The sequence below is a fragment of the Alteromonas sp. 4NS20-0143 genome (assembly GCF_057542855.1).
This window is the reverse complement of record NZ_BAAJLR010000004.1, coordinates 249,937-268,513: the sequence shown is the minus strand read 5'-3', so window position 1 is coordinate 268,513 and position 18,577 is coordinate 249,937. Positions and strand designations below refer to the sequence as shown.

At 44.8% G+C, this 18,577-nt stretch carries 14 protein-coding genes; 3 read left to right on the top strand and 11 right to left on the bottom strand.

Going from position 1 to position 18,577, the window contains the following annotated elements; genetic code table 11:
- Positions 1–53: 53 nt before the first annotated feature.
- The 6 genes from AC27HD_RS11400 to AC27HD_RS11375 form a co-directional block, all read right to left on the bottom strand.
- On the bottom strand, positions 54–1,361 hold the full coding sequence (locus AC27HD_RS11400; RefSeq protein WP_487105919.1) for an alpha/beta hydrolase family protein: 1,308 nt from the start codon (positions 1,359–1,361) through the stop codon (positions 54–56).
- 545 nt (positions 1,362–1,906) lie between these two features.
- Positions 1,907–2,503, bottom strand: a complete 597-nt coding sequence (locus AC27HD_RS11395) for a single-stranded DNA-binding protein (RefSeq protein WP_032097084.1) — start codon at positions 2,501–2,503, stop codon at positions 1,907–1,909.
- A gap of 303 nt (positions 2,504–2,806) precedes the next feature.
- On the bottom strand, positions 2,807–4,369 hold the full coding sequence (locus AC27HD_RS11390; RefSeq protein WP_487105917.1) for a sodium/sugar symporter: 1,563 nt from the start codon (positions 4,367–4,369) through the stop codon (positions 2,807–2,809).
- A 311-nt stretch (positions 4,370–4,680) separates the two neighbouring features.
- The gene (gene galK, locus AC27HD_RS11385; protein ID WP_487105915.1) at positions 4,681–5,820 is read right to left on the bottom strand and encodes a galactokinase; all 1,140 of its coding nucleotides are present in this window, start codon (positions 5,818–5,820) and stop codon (positions 4,681–4,683) included.
- Positions 5,813–6,868 (bottom strand): UDP-glucose--hexose-1-phosphate uridylyltransferase, encoded by a 1,056-nt coding sequence (locus AC27HD_RS11380; RefSeq protein WP_487105913.1) that lies wholly within the window; start codon positions 6,866–6,868, stop codon positions 5,813–5,815. Before AC27HD_RS11380 ends, galK begins: the two co-directional genes overlap by 8 nt.
- Positions 6,869–7,087: 219 nt before the next feature.
- The gene (locus AC27HD_RS11375) at positions 7,088–8,137 is read right to left on the bottom strand and encodes an aldose epimerase family protein (RefSeq protein ID WP_487105911.1); all 1,050 of its coding nucleotides are present in this window, start codon (positions 8,135–8,137) and stop codon (positions 7,088–7,090) included.
- Positions 8,138–8,488: 351 nt separating this feature from the next.
- Between AC27HD_RS11375 and AC27HD_RS11370 the strand changes: the two genes are divergently transcribed.
- Entirely contained in the window at positions 8,489–9,490 is a 1,002-nt protein-coding gene (locus tag AC27HD_RS11370; protein ID WP_032097078.1) for a LacI family DNA-binding transcriptional regulator, read from the top strand.
- Positions 9,491–9,810: 320 nt separating this feature from the next.
- Here AC27HD_RS11370 and AC27HD_RS11365 read toward each other — a convergent pair whose 3' ends face one another.
- Together AC27HD_RS11365 and AC27HD_RS11360 are read right to left on the bottom strand one after the other, a co-directional pair.
- Positions 9,811–10,698 (bottom strand): alpha/beta hydrolase, encoded by an 888-nt coding sequence (locus AC27HD_RS11365; protein WP_487105909.1) that lies wholly within the window; start codon positions 10,696–10,698, stop codon positions 9,811–9,813.
- A 194-nt stretch (positions 10,699–10,892) separates the two neighbouring features.
- On the bottom strand, positions 10,893–12,263 hold the full coding sequence (locus tag AC27HD_RS11360; RefSeq protein WP_487105907.1) for an MFS transporter: 1,371 nt from the start codon (positions 12,261–12,263) through the stop codon (positions 10,893–10,895).
- Between the two features lie 295 nt (positions 12,264–12,558).
- Here AC27HD_RS11360 and uvrA point away from each other — a divergent pair, with 295 nt between their 5' ends.
- Both uvrA and AC27HD_RS11350 read left to right on the top strand, forming a co-directional pair.
- Positions 12,559–15,384 (top strand): excinuclease ABC subunit UvrA, encoded by a 2,826-nt coding sequence (gene uvrA, locus AC27HD_RS11355; protein WP_032097075.1) that lies wholly within the window; start codon positions 12,559–12,561, stop codon positions 15,382–15,384.
- Positions 15,385–15,537: 153 nt separating this feature from the next.
- The gene (locus tag AC27HD_RS11350; protein ID WP_032097086.1) at positions 15,538–15,705 is read left to right on the top strand and encodes a hypothetical protein; all 168 of its coding nucleotides are present in this window, start codon (positions 15,538–15,540) and stop codon (positions 15,703–15,705) included.
- Between the two features lie 61 nt (positions 15,706–15,766).
- Here the strand turns inward: AC27HD_RS11350 and AC27HD_RS11345 are convergent, their stop codons facing one another.
- The 3 genes from AC27HD_RS11345 to AC27HD_RS11335 form a co-directional block, all read right to left on the bottom strand.
- On the bottom strand, positions 15,767–17,266 hold the full coding sequence (locus tag AC27HD_RS11345; RefSeq protein ID WP_487105905.1) for an Hsp70 family protein: 1,500 nt from the start codon (positions 17,264–17,266) through the stop codon (positions 15,767–15,769).
- Between the two features lie 98 nt (positions 17,267–17,364).
- Entirely contained in the window at positions 17,365–17,868 is a 504-nt protein-coding gene (locus AC27HD_RS11340) for a hypothetical protein (protein ID WP_487105903.1), read from the bottom strand.
- A 197-nt stretch (positions 17,869–18,065) separates the two neighbouring features.
- Entirely contained in the window at positions 18,066–18,569 is a 504-nt protein-coding gene (locus tag AC27HD_RS11335) for a hypothetical protein (protein WP_487105901.1), read from the bottom strand.
- Between the last annotated feature and the right edge of the window lie 8 nt (positions 18,570–18,577).

Genomic DNA, 18,577 nt, shown 5'->3' with positions numbered 1-18,577 from the left:
GCCCCTTAGCGGGTAACAAACAAACTCTCTAACAAAAAGTTTTTAAAACAGAATCACTTTCCGCCTTTTCCTTCCATAAGCAACCCTAACGCCCAGCGGTTATCGAAACCCTTCCAAGGCGCAGGCGTTTCACCACCGCTTGGTACCTGGTCACTACTGCCCGTTACCTCTAAAAAGGCACAGTAATCTGGCATGGCTTTTACGTGGCAGTTCATGAGCGCTAAAGCAAAGTGTTCGTTAATAGCATTGAGCTTTTGCTCTTCCCATGCGGGCTCTATGTAGCTACCCAAGTCGAACTCACTGCTATACGCTTCTTTAGGCGCCGGGTGAGGTGCGACATTATGACGTGCGTTTTTAATGGTCAGTAACTTTGTATCTTTGTGAGCTGCGTGATCAAACAACCAACGAATACCATCGTAGCCTGAAATATCGTCGTTATCACCAGCGACAAACAGCACAGGTACGTCAATGTCAGATAGGGACTTTGTATCAAACAACTGCTGTTGTCCGCCCCAAGGCGCAAGAGCTAAGGCAGCTTTCCATGCTGGTAATGTGTCATCACTTGAAGGCTTGCCACCTGCGCACGTATTTAAGGCCGCTTTTACCAACTGAACTGTTGCAGGGTCTTGTGTACCGGTAAAGGTGGCAGCTGTGGTATCGTTAAATGCGTAACAACCCCCAACTGTACTCATTGCGCCATATCCACCCATCGAGTAACCAATTACTCCTGCTCGAGTTTCGTCAACTTCATCTGCAAAAAAGCTGTGTTGAGCCACCGCATTAAGCGTGAACACCTGATCTCGTGAGCGATTTAATAGCGTGCTTGGAAACCCACTGTAAGGGCTTTCTGCAAAATTAACGTCTTTGTTTGTTGAGTCTGTATGGTCAATGGCAGCAACTACATAACCATGAGAAGCCAAGTGTTCACCAAGATAATGCATCAGTGTACGGTAGCCGGTATAACCGTGAGAGATTATTACAATAGGATAGTTTTCGTCCGTCGCCATAATGGGGGCATCGCGATAAGCATCAGCTTGAATTTCAAAAGACTTACCGCTGCGTGTTTCATCGCTATATACGGCTAATTTTGACTCTGCTAAGTCAGTTGATTGAGATGCGGGATACCAAACCTCGAGGGTTAACTCACGCTTTACCATCTCTCCTGACATTGTCATTGCCGCTTCGGGATAAGCAACTTCAATTGTTTTTACCCCTACAGCCAATTCACCACTTTCGCTAAGCTCGGGCATCACCTCAGCTGGGAAATCTTTATAAACAGTTTGCGCAGAAAATGCGGTCGCAGAGAATGTAGCAGTAATAAGCATAACGCTCGTGCTGCAAAGTAGGGATAACGTTTTCATAATTTGCTAATAGGTTGTTAATTAGTAGGCATAGCTATATTACTTTATTGGCATCAACAAGCAAGCAAGCCGCTATTTTTTACATTAATTGTTACAACTAAGTTATTTCTATTGAATATTATGAGCGCCACAAAAAGGTAAACGTATAACCTTTTACCGGTTTTTTGAGTAAAGTACGGTAAAAATAGCCGTGTCGGTGATTGCGAGACTTTGAAAATATGAATGTGAGAACGGAAGAGAGTGTGAAGCTAAAACCTTAAGAAGCGAGCCGTGAGCAGCGGGCTGCGAGCAGTGATAAAAAGATAAAGTAATAAAGCGATAAGGAACCTGGCTCCTGTTTACCTAGTGCAAAATTTGCCAAGTCAATAAATGTGTTGCGTACTTCAGGACGGAACGGGAGACGTAAAAAAGCCCAGCTACTTAGCTGGGCTTTTTAAAAATGTCTTCAAACTAAACTCAATCCTAATTCAGCTTTTCTCGCTGAAATCAGCCAGCCTTAATTAGAAATTAAACAGGCCGTTTGAGTATTCCTTAAAATGGTTATTTTAAAATGGAATATCGTCGTCAAAGTCAAAGTCTGGCTCTGCCATTGGCGGAGTTTTAGGCTGAGGCTGATTACCACCTTGAGGAGCAGCTTGATTGAAACCGCCGCCTTGGTTTTGGTTGTAACCACCTTGTTGGCCGCCTTGCTGCTGACCGCCCTGAGCTGGTGCTTGATTATAGCCACCGCCCTGGTTCTGGTATCCGCCGCCTTGGTTATTTTGTTGACGTTGGTAACCGCCGCTACCACCACCAGCTTCACCGCCACGACCGCCAAGCATTTGCATTTGGTCTACGATGATCTCTGTGGTGTATTTGTCATTGCCTTGCTGATCCTGCCATTTACGGGTTTGCAATTTACCTTCTACGTAAATCTGCGAACCTTTTTTCAGGTATTCTCCAGCAATTTCAGCCAAGCGACGATACATAGTGAGTCTATGCCATTCTGTACGCTCTTGCGGTTGCCCTTGTTGGTCTTTCCAGCTTTCGCTGGTTGCAAGACTCAGGTTCGCAACGGCGTTTCCGTTCGGCATGTATCTTACTTCAGGATCATTACCAAGGTTTCCTACAAGAATTACCTTGTTCACGCCTTTCGTTGCCATTGATGTCTCCTGTAACGTGTTTATTGGCTTGCTGCGTAGCAACGCTTATTTTAAAGCGCCGCTATTTCGACTTCATCAAAGTTCGACAGCAACAAGCACGAAAGTTCATAGTTTTGAGCCCTGTAGTATATCGTATTTTTCCAGGGAAAAATGAAGTTTTTGTCGATGCATTTATTCACAAATAAACGCTATCAAAGTTTCTCATTTCCGTCTTCTGAACTTTCGCTCTGTTTAACTAGCCTCTTTGTAACAGTGCGCTTTCAACAAGGTTCGTTCTAAAAGAGTGTGTGAAAGCTTAATCCTTTACCACCACGCGCTGTAAAAAGCGATAAGTATGAATACCACTGCAATAGCCGCAATATTAAACCCTTTAGTGGTATCGAACTGCACATCAGAGAGCTCTACGGCATTTTCGTGGACGCCCTTTTTCTCCATAAGAGAGACGATGACAGCCACCGCTACGCACAGTAAAAATACAATACCTACTCGGTCAATAAACGGAAGCTCGGGCCAAAACTGCCTAAACACGATGCTTAAAATAAATGAGCCCAGTGCCGCAAGCAGCCCGCCATTAGCCGTAGTGTGTTTCCAAAACATACCTAAAATGAAGAGGGCACAAATACCTGGCGTAAAGAACCCGGTGAACTCTTGAATATATTGAAAGGCTTGGTCGAAATTACCTAATAGTGGCTTAGCAGCAACCATAGCAATAATTAACGCGACCAAACTTACCGTGCGTCCTACTTTGACATAGTGTTGCTGTGACTCATTAGGACGTTTGTCTTTGTAAATGTCCATTGTAAAAATGGTCGATACGCTGTTTGTCATAGACGCAAGGGACGACACAATAGCCGCAACAAGAGCTGCAAAAATAATTCCCTTCAACCCAACAGGCATAAGCGTCATGAGACTAGGATAAGCCTGGTCGGGCTTTGCTAAATCGGGTACCAACAGCACAGCGGCAATACCTGGCAGCACAACAATTAACGGCATCAAAAGCTTTAAAAATGCCGCGAAAGCAATGCCTTTTTGCGCTTCTTGCAGGCTCTTAGCAGCCAGGGTTCTTTGAATAATATACTGATTAAAGCCCCAGTAAGACAGGTTCATGATCCACATACCGCCTACGAGTACAGAAATACCGGGAAGGTCCATATAGTGCGGGTTATCTTTTGATAATATCATGTCGAACTTACCCGGCAGCTGCTGGGTTAAATCAACAAAGCCTTGAATTGGCCCGTTTCCACCGCTGATAAGATTAAGCGCGGTATAAGAGAGGAATAACCCGCCAAGCACCAATAACACTACCTGAATAATATCGGTAAGCGCCACTGCTTTTAGCCCGCCATACAGCGAGTAGGCCAGCGAAAATAGCCCTAAAAATATCATGCCGTACATCATGTCGACACCGGCAATAGTGTTGATGGCTAATGCGCCTAACCACAGCACGGCAGTGAGGTTAACAAACACATAAACGCCTAGCCAGAATACGGCCATTACTTTACGAACGCGGTGATCGTATCGCTGCTCCAAAAATTGAGGCATGGTATATATTTTGTGTTTTAAAAATATAGGTAGAAAATACTTACCCACTATAATTAACGTGATGGCCGCCATCCATTCGTAAGACGCAATAGCTAGCCCTATTTGGTAGCCCGAGCCAGACATTCCTATTATTTGTTCTGCGGATATGTTGGCAGCAATAAGAGACGCGCCAATGGCCCACCAAGGTAAACTAGAGCCCGCTAAGAAGTAATCGTTGGTATCTTTCTCATGCCCCTTTTTTTCCCGCGACACCCACCAGGCTATACCGATAAGCGCGATAACGTATATCACAAACACGGTGATATCTAGTGATGCTAATTTCATAGTTTACTCACGATATTTCAATACAATGATGATTAAAGCGCAACGAAACATGTTTCATAAGACCTGTAGGACTAAAGCTCGGTGGCCTTTAAAACGCAGGTGAAAAGCTCTTCATTGTTGTTTTTATTACGCTTATTTGAAGTCAGTGATAACATATTTATCACATTTTAGACCAGCCCGCTTAGATAATTACCCACTGAGCGAGATTTAAAATGTGCGTAATCGCGGCGTGTTACCGCAGGCAAAAAAAAGCCGCTCTCCAATAATGCGGCTAAGGGACACAAATAAGCGGTCAAAGATGGGGAAATAATTTATGCAAAGGCCCCCTGTGTGGCAGTGCATACGTATATATCAGCGTGATAATTCGTCTCATCGAAGTACTTATCAGCCACTAATTGTTTCACAGCATCAACAGTATCTGTTGGAACTAGCGCAACAACACATCCTCCAAAACCGCCACCGGTCATACGCACGCCGCCAGTAACACCAAGTAACTCATCAATGATGGTGACAAGGTAATCAATTGGGGGCACCGTTATTTCAAAATCGTCTCGCATAGACACATGAGATTCGGCCATGGCCTTACTCACCGTTTCAATGTCACCGACTTTTAACGCATTGCTTGCTGACAAGGTTCGCTTGTTTTCGGTAATAATATGTTTAGCTCTGCGGTATACCACCTCGGGCATATGCGGCTTTGCAGCTTCAAGCATATCAATATTGGCTTCGCGCAATGAGGGTACACCGAGTAATGACGCTCCCTGCTCGCACTGCTGACGGCGAAGGTTGTATTCACTGTCTACCAGGCCGCGCTTCACGTTTGAGTTTATGATGACAATTTGATGGCTGTCAGGTAGCGGTGAGTGTTCAATTGACAGCGACTGACAATCGAGCAACATAGCTTTACCTTCGTTACCCATTGCCGAGATAAGCTGATCCATAATGCCGCATGAGCAGCCCACAAAGGTATTTTCCGCTTTCTGACCTAGAAGTGCGGCCTTCACGCCATCGAGAGGCAACTGATATAGGGCACTCATTGCTTTTAGAATTGCTACTTCAAATGACGCGGAAGAACTTAAGCCAGCACCTTGAGGCACATTACCCGTGACTAATAGATTAGCACCACCAAATGCGGGAAAGTCCTGCTTAAGTACTTTAACCACACCGCGTACATAGTTTGCCCAACCTTGCTCATCATCATAGTGAATATCATCAAGGCTGAACGTATTTTGCTGATTCTCATAGTCCATTGCGGTGACAACAATGTTGTTATCGCTTCGCTTTGATGCAGCCACCCAGGTGCCAAAATTAATTGCCGCAGGAAATACGAAGCCGCCGTTGTAGTCGGTATGCTCGCCAATTAAATTTACGCGACCTGGTGCGTGAGCTATCAGTGTCGGTTCTTCTGCAAAGCTTTCTTCAAACGCTGAAGAGAGTATTTGGTTATCCATTCGCATTCTCATGTTTTTTATAGTGCACGCTGGAAAGTGCCTTCAATCTATCTGCGGCTTGTTCTGGCGTTAAGTCGCGCTGGGCCTCGGCCATCATTTCATACCCAACCATGAACTTACGTACACTCGCAGAACGAAGCAGTGGCGGAAAGAAGTGCGCATGTAACGTCCATTCAGGATGTGCTTGTTTATCAAATGGTGCGCTATGCCAGCCCATAGAATATGGAAATGACGTTTCAAACAAATTGTCATAGCGCGCGGTTATATCGCCAATAATTTGCGCTAGAGAAAACGATTGTTCGTCGGTTAATTTGTGCAGTGCTGTTACATCAAAGCGAGGCAGTAACAATGTTTCAAACGGCCATGCAGCCCAATACGGCACTACTACTATCCAGTCATCGTTTTGACATACAACGCGCTCTTGCTTTGCAACTTCTTGCTCAGCGTAGTCTAACAACAAAGGACGTTTGTGCTCGTTGAAATAAGCACTTAATTGTACAAGCTTTTTAGCCGGATCTGTCGGCACATGCTGCTGCGCCCATACTTGTCCGTGAGGGTGAGGATTAGAGCAGCCCATCATCGCGCCCTTGTTTTCAAACACCTGAACCCATTGATATTGCTCACCTAACTCTTCTGTCTGTGATTTCCAGCATGCTACAACGTCTGCACGCTCTTGGTCTGTCAATTCAGGGAGGGTTTTGCTGTGATCGGGAGAGAAACAAATAACTCGGCTACAGCCCTGTTCGGTTTCGAACTGAAAAAGCCCTTTTTTCTCGCTCAACACCACCGTGTCTTTCTTGAGCGCAGCAAAGTCGTTTTCAAAAACAAAAGTGCCGGCGTAATCAGGGTTTACCTCGCCGTTAACACGGGTATTGCCCGGGCATAAATAGCAGGTTGGATCGTAAGACGGTTTTTGCTCATTGTTAGGCTCTTCCGACTGCCCTTGCCATGGTCGTTTCGCGCGATGCGGCGATACCAAAACCCACTCACCTAATAGGGGATTGAATCTGCGGTGTGGATCATCTGACGGGTCGAATGGGCTTGCCATAGTCGCTCTCTATAAAAATGCGTTTTGTGGGCCGGTCACTAAGCCTCAGTGGCAAATAATGCGTGCGCCATACACAAAAGGTTAAACGTTTACCCAAAATAATATATCAATGCACTCAATTTATCAATGTTCAAATAAGGAAAAATAAATGTTAATTAAGGTAACATTTAGTGCTTATTCAATAGTCACGTGTGTACAGTCTCTTTTATAAGACCGCGTTTATTTTGTTACCGAGAAAGCGTAACGAATCTCCATGTCTAAAGGAGAATCTGGCGTAACTATACAATTTGGAAAGTGAGGCTTGTTCGGTGAGTCAGGGAAAAACTGAGGCTCTAAACACAATGCGCCCATTTGCTGCTGCGTTTTTAGATTACCTGTGTAGAACTGCAATCCTGGCAGATTGGTGTACAGCTTCATAATAAGCCCAGTGTCGCTGGCGCTCACTTCAGCTTGTGGCTGGGTGTGAGCACTTTGGCGCAGCACGTAGTTATGGTCGTACCCCCCTACTTTCTCAAAGAGTTCAGACGACGGCATATCATGCACATTCTTTCCTATTTGAGTGGGCTCTCTAAAATCAAAGGGGGTGTCGTTCACAGCAACAAACTCACCGTTTGGTAGCAATGTACTATCTGCATCGGTCACTTCATCTGCAGCGATAGTTAAGACAGTGCTTTCTACTGAGCTATCATGACTTAATGTGAAGTAGGCGTGTTGAGTAAAACTGAGCGGGGTTGCTTTATCGGTCGTTGCTTTGATATGTAAGCTAAGCTCATTGTCATTATTTAGGGTGTAGCAGGCGGTTACCGCTACGTTTCCAGGAAAGCCTCCTTCCCCATCGCCGCTGAGTAGCGTTAGCGTGACACTTGCGCTTTGGTCATCACAATGGGTTGACGAGGCCCAATTGCGTTTGTGAAAACCGGCATTACCGCCATGAAGGTTATGCTCGCCGTTGTTTTTATCAAGGTGATAGGTTGTGCCATTAAGACTAAAACACCCATTGCCAATACGGTTAGCGTATCGCCCTACAATAGCACCGCGATAACTCTCATCGGCCATGTATTCATCTATGGTGTCGAAAGTTTGAATACAGTGTTTGAGAGCGTTATTGGCATCAGGCATAGTAATTTCTTTTATAATACCGCCTAGGCTTAATATTTTTACTTCCATGTTGTTGGCGTTCGATAAGGTAAACATACTTACTTGTTCATCACTTAGTTGACCACTCGCTTTTCCGCCTATTTTACCGAAAGCCGACACCTGAATATTCATAACCCTATTTTCGCCTTTTATACTTACGTCTACACCACTGAATACATTGTAACAGCGCAACCTGTTTTCAAAGGGTATACGTTTTCAACAATTATTTGTAGCGCACGGGATAACATTTTGTATTTAAGTGCCGCTATTGAGTCAGAGTTATTCACTTACGTTTGAAACACAGCTTGCCGGCTTGATGAAAGCCCTAACTAACGGGTTGGAAATTTATCAATTTTTGTAAATATAATGTACGCTATAGGCATTATTTGGCCCTACTGACTGTGCTTTTACAGCCTTTTTACTCTTAAGCATCACCGTCAGCGAGCCTATCGTTAAAAATAAAAATAGAATTGCGAAAACGAAATGGCAACAATTAAAGATATAGCTCAGGCGGCAGGGGTTTCACTTGCCACAGTGTCTCGCGTAATCAACGACGGGCCAAAAGTAGGTAGCGATACGCGAAAACGCGTGAAAAAGATAATGGAAGAGATGGGTTATCGCCCTAACGCCAATGCACGAGCTTTGGTAACAAAGAAAAGCGCATCGCTGGGGGTTGTGATTGCCGAATTACACGATCCGTTCTTCGCCATGCTGGCTCATGGCGTAGAGTCAGTTACTCGCAAGAACAATGTCCAAATACTATTAAGTGCAGGCTCTATAGAAAAAGAGACAGAATTACGGGCTATAGAAACTTTGTTAGAGCATCGCGTTGAAGCCATGGTGGTTCACAGCAAGGCCCTTGATGATAAAACCCTTGTAGAGTTCTCAAAACAAGTGCCGGGTTTTGTACTCATTAACCGATATATTCCTGAAATCGCTAATAGATGCGTATGGCTAGACAATGTCACCGGCGGACGTTTAATGGCTGAATATGCGATTAACCAAGGTCACGAACACGTGGCGGTTATCAGCAGTCAGTACCGAATAGACGATCCTAATCAACGGCTTGAAGGTGTTCGCACCGCTATAAAGCACGCCAACCTAGTATTGCCTGAAAGCATGATTGAGTATGCAACGCCAGATCAAGAAGGTGGTGAACTTGCAATGCAGAACTTATTGGCCACAGGCGCTAAATTTACCGCCGTATTGGCCTATAACGATGCTATGGCGTCAGGTGCCATGACAATGCTACAAGACCACGGTATTGCGGTACCAGAACAGGTATCTGTAATGGGTTACGACGATGTTTTGTTAGCCAAATATTGCCGCCCCAAACTCACCACTTTGCGCTACCCTGTTGAAATGATGGCCTCAAAAGCTGCCGAGCTTGCCCTTAAGTATGCATCGGGGAAAAAGCCAGAAGAAGGTTTAACCTTCAAGTATACCCCCACTATTATCAAGCGTGACTCCGTAGTGAGAGTTTAAGCTTCCACCGTTAGCGGCTAATAACTATAAACGGCTAAAACAGCAACTTTAGACTTAAGTCTAAGACAGTATTGGGGAGACCATGCATTATGGTTATCCCCAATGTGACAAAGCTGTTGATCCTTCACACAATTACGATCAAATTCACCAGCGATCTACAATAATTTTGCTACAGCTATTGATTTTACTGACGTAACGTGATCGGATCAGTTGAGCTTACTTGATCTCGATCGCTTACTTTCATTGACTGTTAACATAGTTACCAACAAGGTTTTCCACTATTTATCCACAGGCAAAAAGTGAAATAAGGAGATGCAAGTTTAACGAGATGCTTTTTGACGAGATAGTTGAGATATGAAACGCCTGTATTCAGTAATCGCAAATTCTGAATTTAATGTGGCGTTATGGGTTGCATCAGGAATAACAGAGATGTGCTTTTGCTCACTCGCACTGTCGGCAAGAAGTTGTTCGCTGATTACTTGCGGGGTAATTTTATCCTTGGCACCGACGAGTAGCCAAAGCGGACCATCAAAATGCCTGAGAATGGGCGCAATCTGCATACTGTGAACTTCATCGTGCAGCCTCATTGCAGTAAATGAATTAGAAAAGCCTGGCACCATATTGGCGATTAAATCAGATATATTATTGAATGCCCCGTCTAATACCAACCCATCTATTTGCCTGTTAGCAGCCACATAACTCGCAAAATAACTTCCAATGCCCCGTCCATGAACAATAGTTGGTAAAGACGTATCGAAGGTATTTTTCACATAATCGAATTGCATTAATGCGTCTTTTTTAATCGCATTAATACTGAGCTTGTCGGCCTTTTCACTCGCACCAACACCTTGATAGTCGAGCCATAGGATATTGGCGGGCAGCTTACCTAGCTGGTGTATCACGTTGTTATTTTCAGACACCGTCATTCGGTTATCAGCAAAGAATAGAATGTTAATAACGGGCTTAGCATAAGAAACCGCAACGCCTCGCAGGGTTTCTCCACTCGCATTTTCAATCTCTACAATACTAATGCCAGCAGCCACTTTGTCTTTTTGAATGGCGCTGTGAAGTCGTGTCGTATCTAACGGTTTTTCTTTGGTATCTTGGTAAAAGAACGCGCTCGGAGAAACGTTGATAGCGCATCCAGCCAAAAATACGCTTAAGGCTAGGCAAGATAAAAAGGATAATAAGGCAGGTTTAAAAGCCATGGGGAAGAACTGTCCGTGTTTTTGTATAATTTATTAAAGCAAAGTACCTGCAGCTTCACAAGCCAAACAGCTATGAGAAATATTTCACGTTCTCTGTGCACCTGCTAATTCGCTGTGCACCTGCTGAGTAGTCGCTATATAAGACCTACGCTTCTTTGCAGCTAAACTGCACCTAGAAAGTAGCCAGACAGCAACTAAACCGCTAACACAGCGCGCGCTTTCACGGCATCAAAGTCTCTATTTACTTTTAAGTACGCTGCACCATTTTCTGCATTCAATGTGACTTCCAAGACCCCCGGCACGGCTAAAAGCGCTTCTTCAAGGGCTTGTTGCTTATTGCTATCAGGTTGCTTATTGGCATCAAGCAGCACGTCAGCACGTAGCCCGTTTAACATCACGCGCTTCACTGGGCTCACCTCTTTGAGGCCGCTTATAACGAAAATCCAAAGCAGTGTACTTAACGCCCCAACCAGATACGCCACATTGGGAGACCAAATATCAGTAACAACACCAGATATTATTCCCCCTAAAAAGGCGCCAAAAAACTGAAAGCTAGCGTAAATCCCCATGGCGGTTCCTTTTTGACCGGCAGGGGCAATGCTCGATACTAAAGCAGGAAAATTTGCCTCTAGGTAATTAAAGCCGGTAAAGAAAAGAATGACCGCTGCCGTCGTTAGCCACCAGCTATTGCCATTTACGCCAAGGGCTAAAAAGGCACTTCCCATCAATACCACACCCAATAGTAATAACCATTTAGGCGTGCGCCCTCTTGCTATTCCCATCATTACAATGAGCCCTAAAATAGACACACCTAAGACAGGAAGGTACATGCGCCAATGCTCACTCAGCGTCATATCAAAATTAGTTAAAGTAACGGGTAGCTGCACAAACAACAGCGTAATCAACATATGCAACACGAGAACGCTTACGTTTAAACGCCACAGTTGCGGGGACAGCATTAAATGACGAAGCTGGCCTTTTTGAGGAAGTGTATCGCCACTGCTGAGGGGCTCAGAGCTCGGTACTACCCATTTTACTAATGGCATACACAGTACGGCTAAAAGGCCTGTTACGGCAAAAACGCCCGCTAAGCCATAATGATTTGCAATTAAGGGGCCGATGATAACAGCGAGATAAAACGAAAAGCCAATAGCAATACCGATAATTGCGAGCACTTTTGCTCGCTGGCTTTCTCTGCTTACGTCGGTGGCAAGTGCCATAATAGCGCCGGCGATAGCTCCCGCGCCTTGTAAAATACGCCCGACAATCATCCATGCCATGGTGTCGGCGTTGGCAGCGACAAAACTACCCACCGCAAACACACTAAGACCCAGCAGAATAACGGGTTTACGGCCCCATTTGTCAGACATCATGCCCATGGGAATTTGCAATGCCGCCTGTGTTAGCCCGTAGCCACCCACTGCTAAGCCTACCAACAAAGGAGAATAATCTGGATAGTCCATCGCAGCCACAGCCAAAACAGGCATGACCATGAAAAGGCCCAACATACGTAAAACATAAACAGATGCCAGCGCAAGCGCCGCGCGTAATTCCAAAGCGTTCAAAGCGTCTGAGTTCCTCAAAGTTTACTGAGCCAAAACAAGGTCGCGAAGTGTAGCATAATACCAGTCCGTATAACTTGTGGATGTACCCATGTAGGTTAAAACTGATTAATATAATCGTCAAAGCGAAAGACAGGGTTTATCAACTATGTTCTATACCGCAATTAAGCACTTCACAAATCAAATGAAGGTGATCTCACCCGCTTTCAAGCAGTATAACTTCAATGCCATATCACTTTAGTTGACACATATGGCATACTGACCCTTTCATTCAGATTCTTTTTCTCATTAGGCTTCAATGGATAAAATCGAAATACGCGGTGCACGCACTCACAATTTGAAGAATATTGATTTAACACTGCCACGAGACAAACTGGTAGTGATTACTGGTCTTTCTGGATCAGGTAAATCATCTCTTGCATTTGACACTCTGTACGCCGAGGGACAGCGTCGTTACGTTGAGTCGCTCTCAGCCTACGCTCGTCAATTTTTATCAATGATGGAAAAGCCCGATGTGGATCATATCGAAGGCTTATCACCAGCCATTTCGATTGAACAAAAATCAACATCGCATAACCCCCGTTCTACCGTGGGGACGATCACTGAAATATACGATTATCTGCGCCTAATGTTTGCCCGTGTTGGTACACCGCGCTGTCCCGACCACGATGTGCCTCTTGACGCACAAACCGTGAGTCAAATGGTGGATAAAGTGTTGGCCATGCCTGAAGGCAGTAAACTTATGCTGCTTGCTCCTATTGTGAAGGAACGAAAAGGCGAACACGTAAAAGCGCTACAAACCTTATCGGCACAAGGTTTTATTCGCGCTCGAATTGACGGCGAAGTATGCGATTTATCCGATCCGCCGCCTCTGGATCTTCATAAGAAACATACTATTGAAGTGGTAGTAGACCGCTTTAAAGTGCGTGATGATATGGCGCTTCGTCTTTCTGAGTCTTTTGAAACCGCCTTATCGCTAGCTAACGGTAACGCGATTGTCGCCGACATGGACGACAAAGATGCTGAAGAAATTATATTTTCCGCCAACTTTGCGTGCCCACACTGCGGATACAGCTTAAGTGAACTAGAACCTCGCTTGTTCTCATTTAACAACCCTGCAGGTGCGTGCCCTACGTGTGACGGACTTGGCACTCGCAACTTTTTCGACCCGTCTCGGGTTATTACCAACGCCGAGATTAGTTTGTCAGGCGGTGCCATTCGCGGCTGGGACAAACGCAGTTATTACTATTTTCAAATGCTGCAAGCCGTCGCCGATCACTACAAATTTAGTTTAACGGCGCCGTTTGAAGAATTAGAAAAAGAACATAAAGATATTGTGCTGTATGGCTCAAAAGGTAAGTCACTATCCTTTAAGTATATCAACGAGCGCGGCGATATCATGGAGCGCAAGCACCCCTTCGAAGGCATAATTCCTAACATGGAACGCCGCTACCGCGAGACAGAGTCTAACTCGGTAAGAGAAGAGCTTGGCAAGTACTTAAGCCAGCAACACTGCAGTAGTTGTAATGGCTCTCGACTGCGCCTTGAAGCGCGCAACGTATTTATCCAGCAAACAACCCTGCCTACTATCGCCGATATGTCGATAGCAGAGGCTTACACATTCTTTGAGACCCTCGACCTGACTGGTCAAAAGGCGCAAATTGCTGAAAAAATATTAAAAGAGATATTGGACCGCCTACGTTTCTTGGTGAATGTAGGGCTAAACTACTTGTCTCTTTCTCGAAGCGCAGACACGTTGTCCGGCGGTGAAGCACAGCGTATTCGCCTTGCCAGCCAAATAGGTGCAGGCTTAGTTGGTGTTATGTATGTACTTGATGAACCCTCTATTGGCTTGCATCAACGAGACAACGAACGCTTACTAAAAACCCTCACCCACTTGCGCGACCTTGGAAATACCGTGCTTGTAGTAGAACACGATGAAGATGCCATTCGCCAAGCAGACCACGTTATCGACATTGGCCCTGGCGCTGGCGTACACGGCGGTGAAATTATCGCCCAAGGTACCATCGACGACATACTAGCAAGCGAGCACTCACTTACTGGAAAATATCTGTCGGGAAGAGAAAAGATTGATATTCCGGAAAAACGGAATCCAGCGAAAAACAATGAATGGCTAACGCTTAAAGGCGCTACCGGTAACAACTTGCAATCTGTTGACCTTCGCATACCCACGGGTGTGATGACCTGCGTAACGGGTGTATCAGGCTCGGGTAAATCGACGCTAATTAACGACACCTTCTACAAGATTGCACAGCGGGAGTTAAATAAGGCGACAACTGCGGAGCCTGCAGCCCATAAATCTATGGAAGGGTTAGAGTTGCTCGACAAAGTTGTCGATATTGACCAAAGCCCTATCGGCAGAACACCGCGTTCAAACCCTGCAACCTATGCGGGAATATTTACACCTATTAGAGAGATGTTTGCAGGCACGCAGGAGTCACGCTCTCGTGGTTACAAACCAGGTCGCTTCAGCTTCAATGTAAAAGGCGGTCGTTGTGAAGCCTGTCAGGGCGACGGTGTGATTAAGGTAGAAATGCACTTTTTACCTGATGTGTACGTGCCGTGCGATGTGTGTATGGGCAAACGCTATAACCGCGAAACATTAGACGTGAAATACAAAGATAAAAATATTCACGAAGTGCTAGAGATGACGGTGGAAGACGCTCGCGTATTTTTCGATGCAGTGCCTTCGATTTCTCGCAAATTGCAAACGTTGATGGATGTGGGTCTGTCTTACATCAAACTCGGTCAGGCGGCTACGACACTGTCTGGCGGTGAAGCACAGCGTGTAAAACTCGCAAAAGAGTTATCAAAAAGAGACACCGGTCAAACCCTTTACATTCTTGATGAACCCACAACTGGGTTACATTTCCACGATATAAAACAGCTGCTTGCTGTACTGCACGAGCTTAGAGACCACGGAAACACTGTGGTGGTAATAGAGCATAACCTCGATGTGATTAAAACTGCCGACTGGATTGTGGACCTTGGTCCTGAAGGAGGATCCGGAGGTGGCCAGATAATTGCAGAGGGAACACCAGAGTATGTTGCAGAACAAGAAGTGTCGCATACAGGTCGCTTCTTAAAGCCACTGCTCGACTAAGTCTGACAAAAATTACAAACAGGTAGGTAAAAATCGCTCGCTCCCAAGCTAGCGTTTTTTACCCGCTTGTTTATTCTGGTCAGAGCTTTATTTAACGCATCATGAGTTACGATGATGGTTGTTAATATGCAGTTTATATTACCGGAGCAAAGAATGAATCAAACACCGCCATTGGCCCTAGTAAAAACGTGGTATGACCTACTCTCTTCGTCTGAAGACAACAGTGTAAAGCAGCATGCCCAGCAAATGTTGCTTAATGCCTTCGAATCACCTGAGGCTATCGCTACCTACTTAAAAGCCAACAATATTCTCAAGCACTAAGACGCATCATCAGTCATTAGCGCTCGATGAATATGAGTGACGCGTTCCTATTCAGGCGTAACTAAAACTTAGACGCCTGAATAGCAAGTCCCTCACACACTGAGTTAAATGCGTCGTTTTCTAAGCGCGGAAGCCCTGTCAGTAAGTTTTCATACAGCGCATCTACCACGATAGGCGACAAACTCATTCCCCCGGTAATCATTACCACCTCTGGCTTTATGTCGGTGCTGTCTAAACACTCGGTCACTAAGGTCTTAACCTTATCAAGCCACGGCTTTAACGCTTTTTGTAGTGAATCTTGGCTAATATCCACTCCAAACTCATCTTCAACATAGTGGAGTGGTAGCGTGATACGAGGCTTACTCGACAATAGCTCTTTGGCCATTCGGGCAGAGTTAACGATGCGTGCCGACAGTTTATTTTCCTGAACGATTAACAGCCGCTCTAATTGGGCAGGCTCTTTAATGAGTGACATGGTTTGAGAAATATCCAATCCATAGTCATCAGAAAAGAAGCGCATTAAGGCAGGAATGTTATCTACCGCGCACATATCTGAGAAGTAGGTTGGCGGTACGGGCAGGCCGTTCATCATTTTCAGCCCCATACCCATTTCAGGAGCGATCGTTTTAAGCACCAGGCTTTTATCGCAATCCATGCCCCCTAAGCGTCGCCCTGTTACCGACAGCACATCTTGCTTTCTATCTAACTGATTAGTGCGCTCTGGCGAGAGATTTATGCAACAAATATCGGTAGTACCACCACCAATATCCACAATAAGTGTCGTGGTATCCCGCGGCAAGGTTTGTTCAATCTTATAGGCCGCAGCAATAGGCTCGTCCAAGAAGTTTACCGTTGAAAAGCCAGCTTGTTTGGCCGCTTCGGTCATTATTTCTATGGCTTGAATGTTCCCTTCTTCACCGCGCGTGCCGTGAAACTTAACCGGACGACCAATCACCGCCGAATCGATGTTTGCACTGAGCTGCTCTTGAGCACATTGCTTAAAGTAACCAAGCTGCTTCGCGATTATGCCGACAAACGCTTTCTTTTGATCGCTATCTAACGACGCACCCAAAAAGTTTTTAGGCGAGTAAATTAAGCGCCCTTTTTCAGGCATTTTTAAAAATCGACGAAACCCAGCTTCACCAAAAGCAAATTTACCGTGCTCTACCAACCTTAATAGAGGAATTTCATCCAGGGACATGGCGTGCATCAGCTGCGCGATAGCTTTACGTTGCAGAGCAGGCTTGTTGTGAAGGTCGCCACGCAGAGAATTAATCCGTTGGTTATACGTAGCCTGCTCTTTGGGATCTTTCGCTGAATAATAGCCGTCTTTGGCTTTATCTATTTGCTCGTTAATAGCACGCTGCAACTGGGCTACTTTCGCTTCAACCATGGCATCGGGCGGCGGTGGCAGCTCGTCTTCAAAGTAAATAAATACCGACGAACGAATTTTATTGCCCTTCTTATCTAGAGGGTCAAGTTTGATGTGCTGATGGGTGGCACCATCAAAATACACCACTTCAGAATTTGATGTGCCGTAATCAATCCCAATTGCAGTCATAGTTATTACGTAAAAGAAATTTGGCGTGAATTGTAAGGAAAAGCCGTATCCCTTTCTAGCTTTGTTTACAGCTTAATCACGGTATTGTGGAATGATGATTAATTACCTCTTCCAGTCAATCTATTGTATTCCTCTTCAGACACTATAGTGACTGTCACGCTATCGGCGGGTTTTTCAAGAATTTTTACATAGTGCACACGGAGTTCATTGAGTCGCTCCATGACTTTTTCATTAACTGAGTTTTGCTTTTTACACGGCGGACAATGCTCATCTTTTTGTGCTCTTACTATAAATAATGTGTAATCGTAATCAGAAAACTCATAATCGTCAGGCAGTTGTTTCGACAAAATCGCCAAATCCTTGTCGGATGAATCAATAGGTTTTGTGTTAGTAAAGTGTCTCGCCAAATCCCGAGCGACACCAGCCTGCTTGAAAACCGTTTCACCCTTTTGATTAACTAAATACGTCAAAGGGGTCACATTTCCAAACCCTGTCGCCTTATAATTTTCTGGCTCAATGAGCACTTCAGTGACTTTTACTGCTTTCACTGCATTTAATGACAAAGCGCAATATAAAACTATTCCATATAATAAGTATTTCATTATTTATCCTTAGGTAAGTGCCTGCCAACTGACTTTCTTAGTCCGCTGAACGCCGAATAAAAATGTAACTAAAACAACGATAGACAAAACAAAGTCAATAGCGCAACCGGTAAACCTACGATCAGGTAGGCGAGCATTTCTCGTTTAATAATGTCGGACACCATAGCGTTAAGAGAAAGTCGTATGGCGTATAAACATTATTTACTTCCACCTGTCAGCCTGTTGTATTCTTCTTCAGACACTATAGTGACAGTCACACTGTCGGCGGGCTTTTTTAAAATCTTAACGTAATGCACTCGATGTTGAGTCAGTAGCCCCATGACTTTTTCATTGATTATATTTTGCTTTTTACATGGCGGACAATGCTCATCTTTTTGTGCTCTTACTATAAATAATGTGTAATCGTAATCAGAAAAATCATAATCGTCAGGCAGTTGTTTCGACAAAATCGCCAAATCATTGTCGGATGAATCAATAGGTTTTGTGTTAGTAAAATGTCTTGCCAAATCCCGAGCGACGCTATTCTGCTTAAAAACCGTTTCACCCTTTCGATTAACTAAATACGTCAAAGGGGTCACATTTCCGAACCCTGTCGCCTTATAATTTTCTGGCTCAATGAGCACCTCAGAGACTTCTACTGCTTTCACCGCATTTAATGAGAAAGCGCAATATAAAACTATTCCATATAATAAGTATTTCATTATTTATC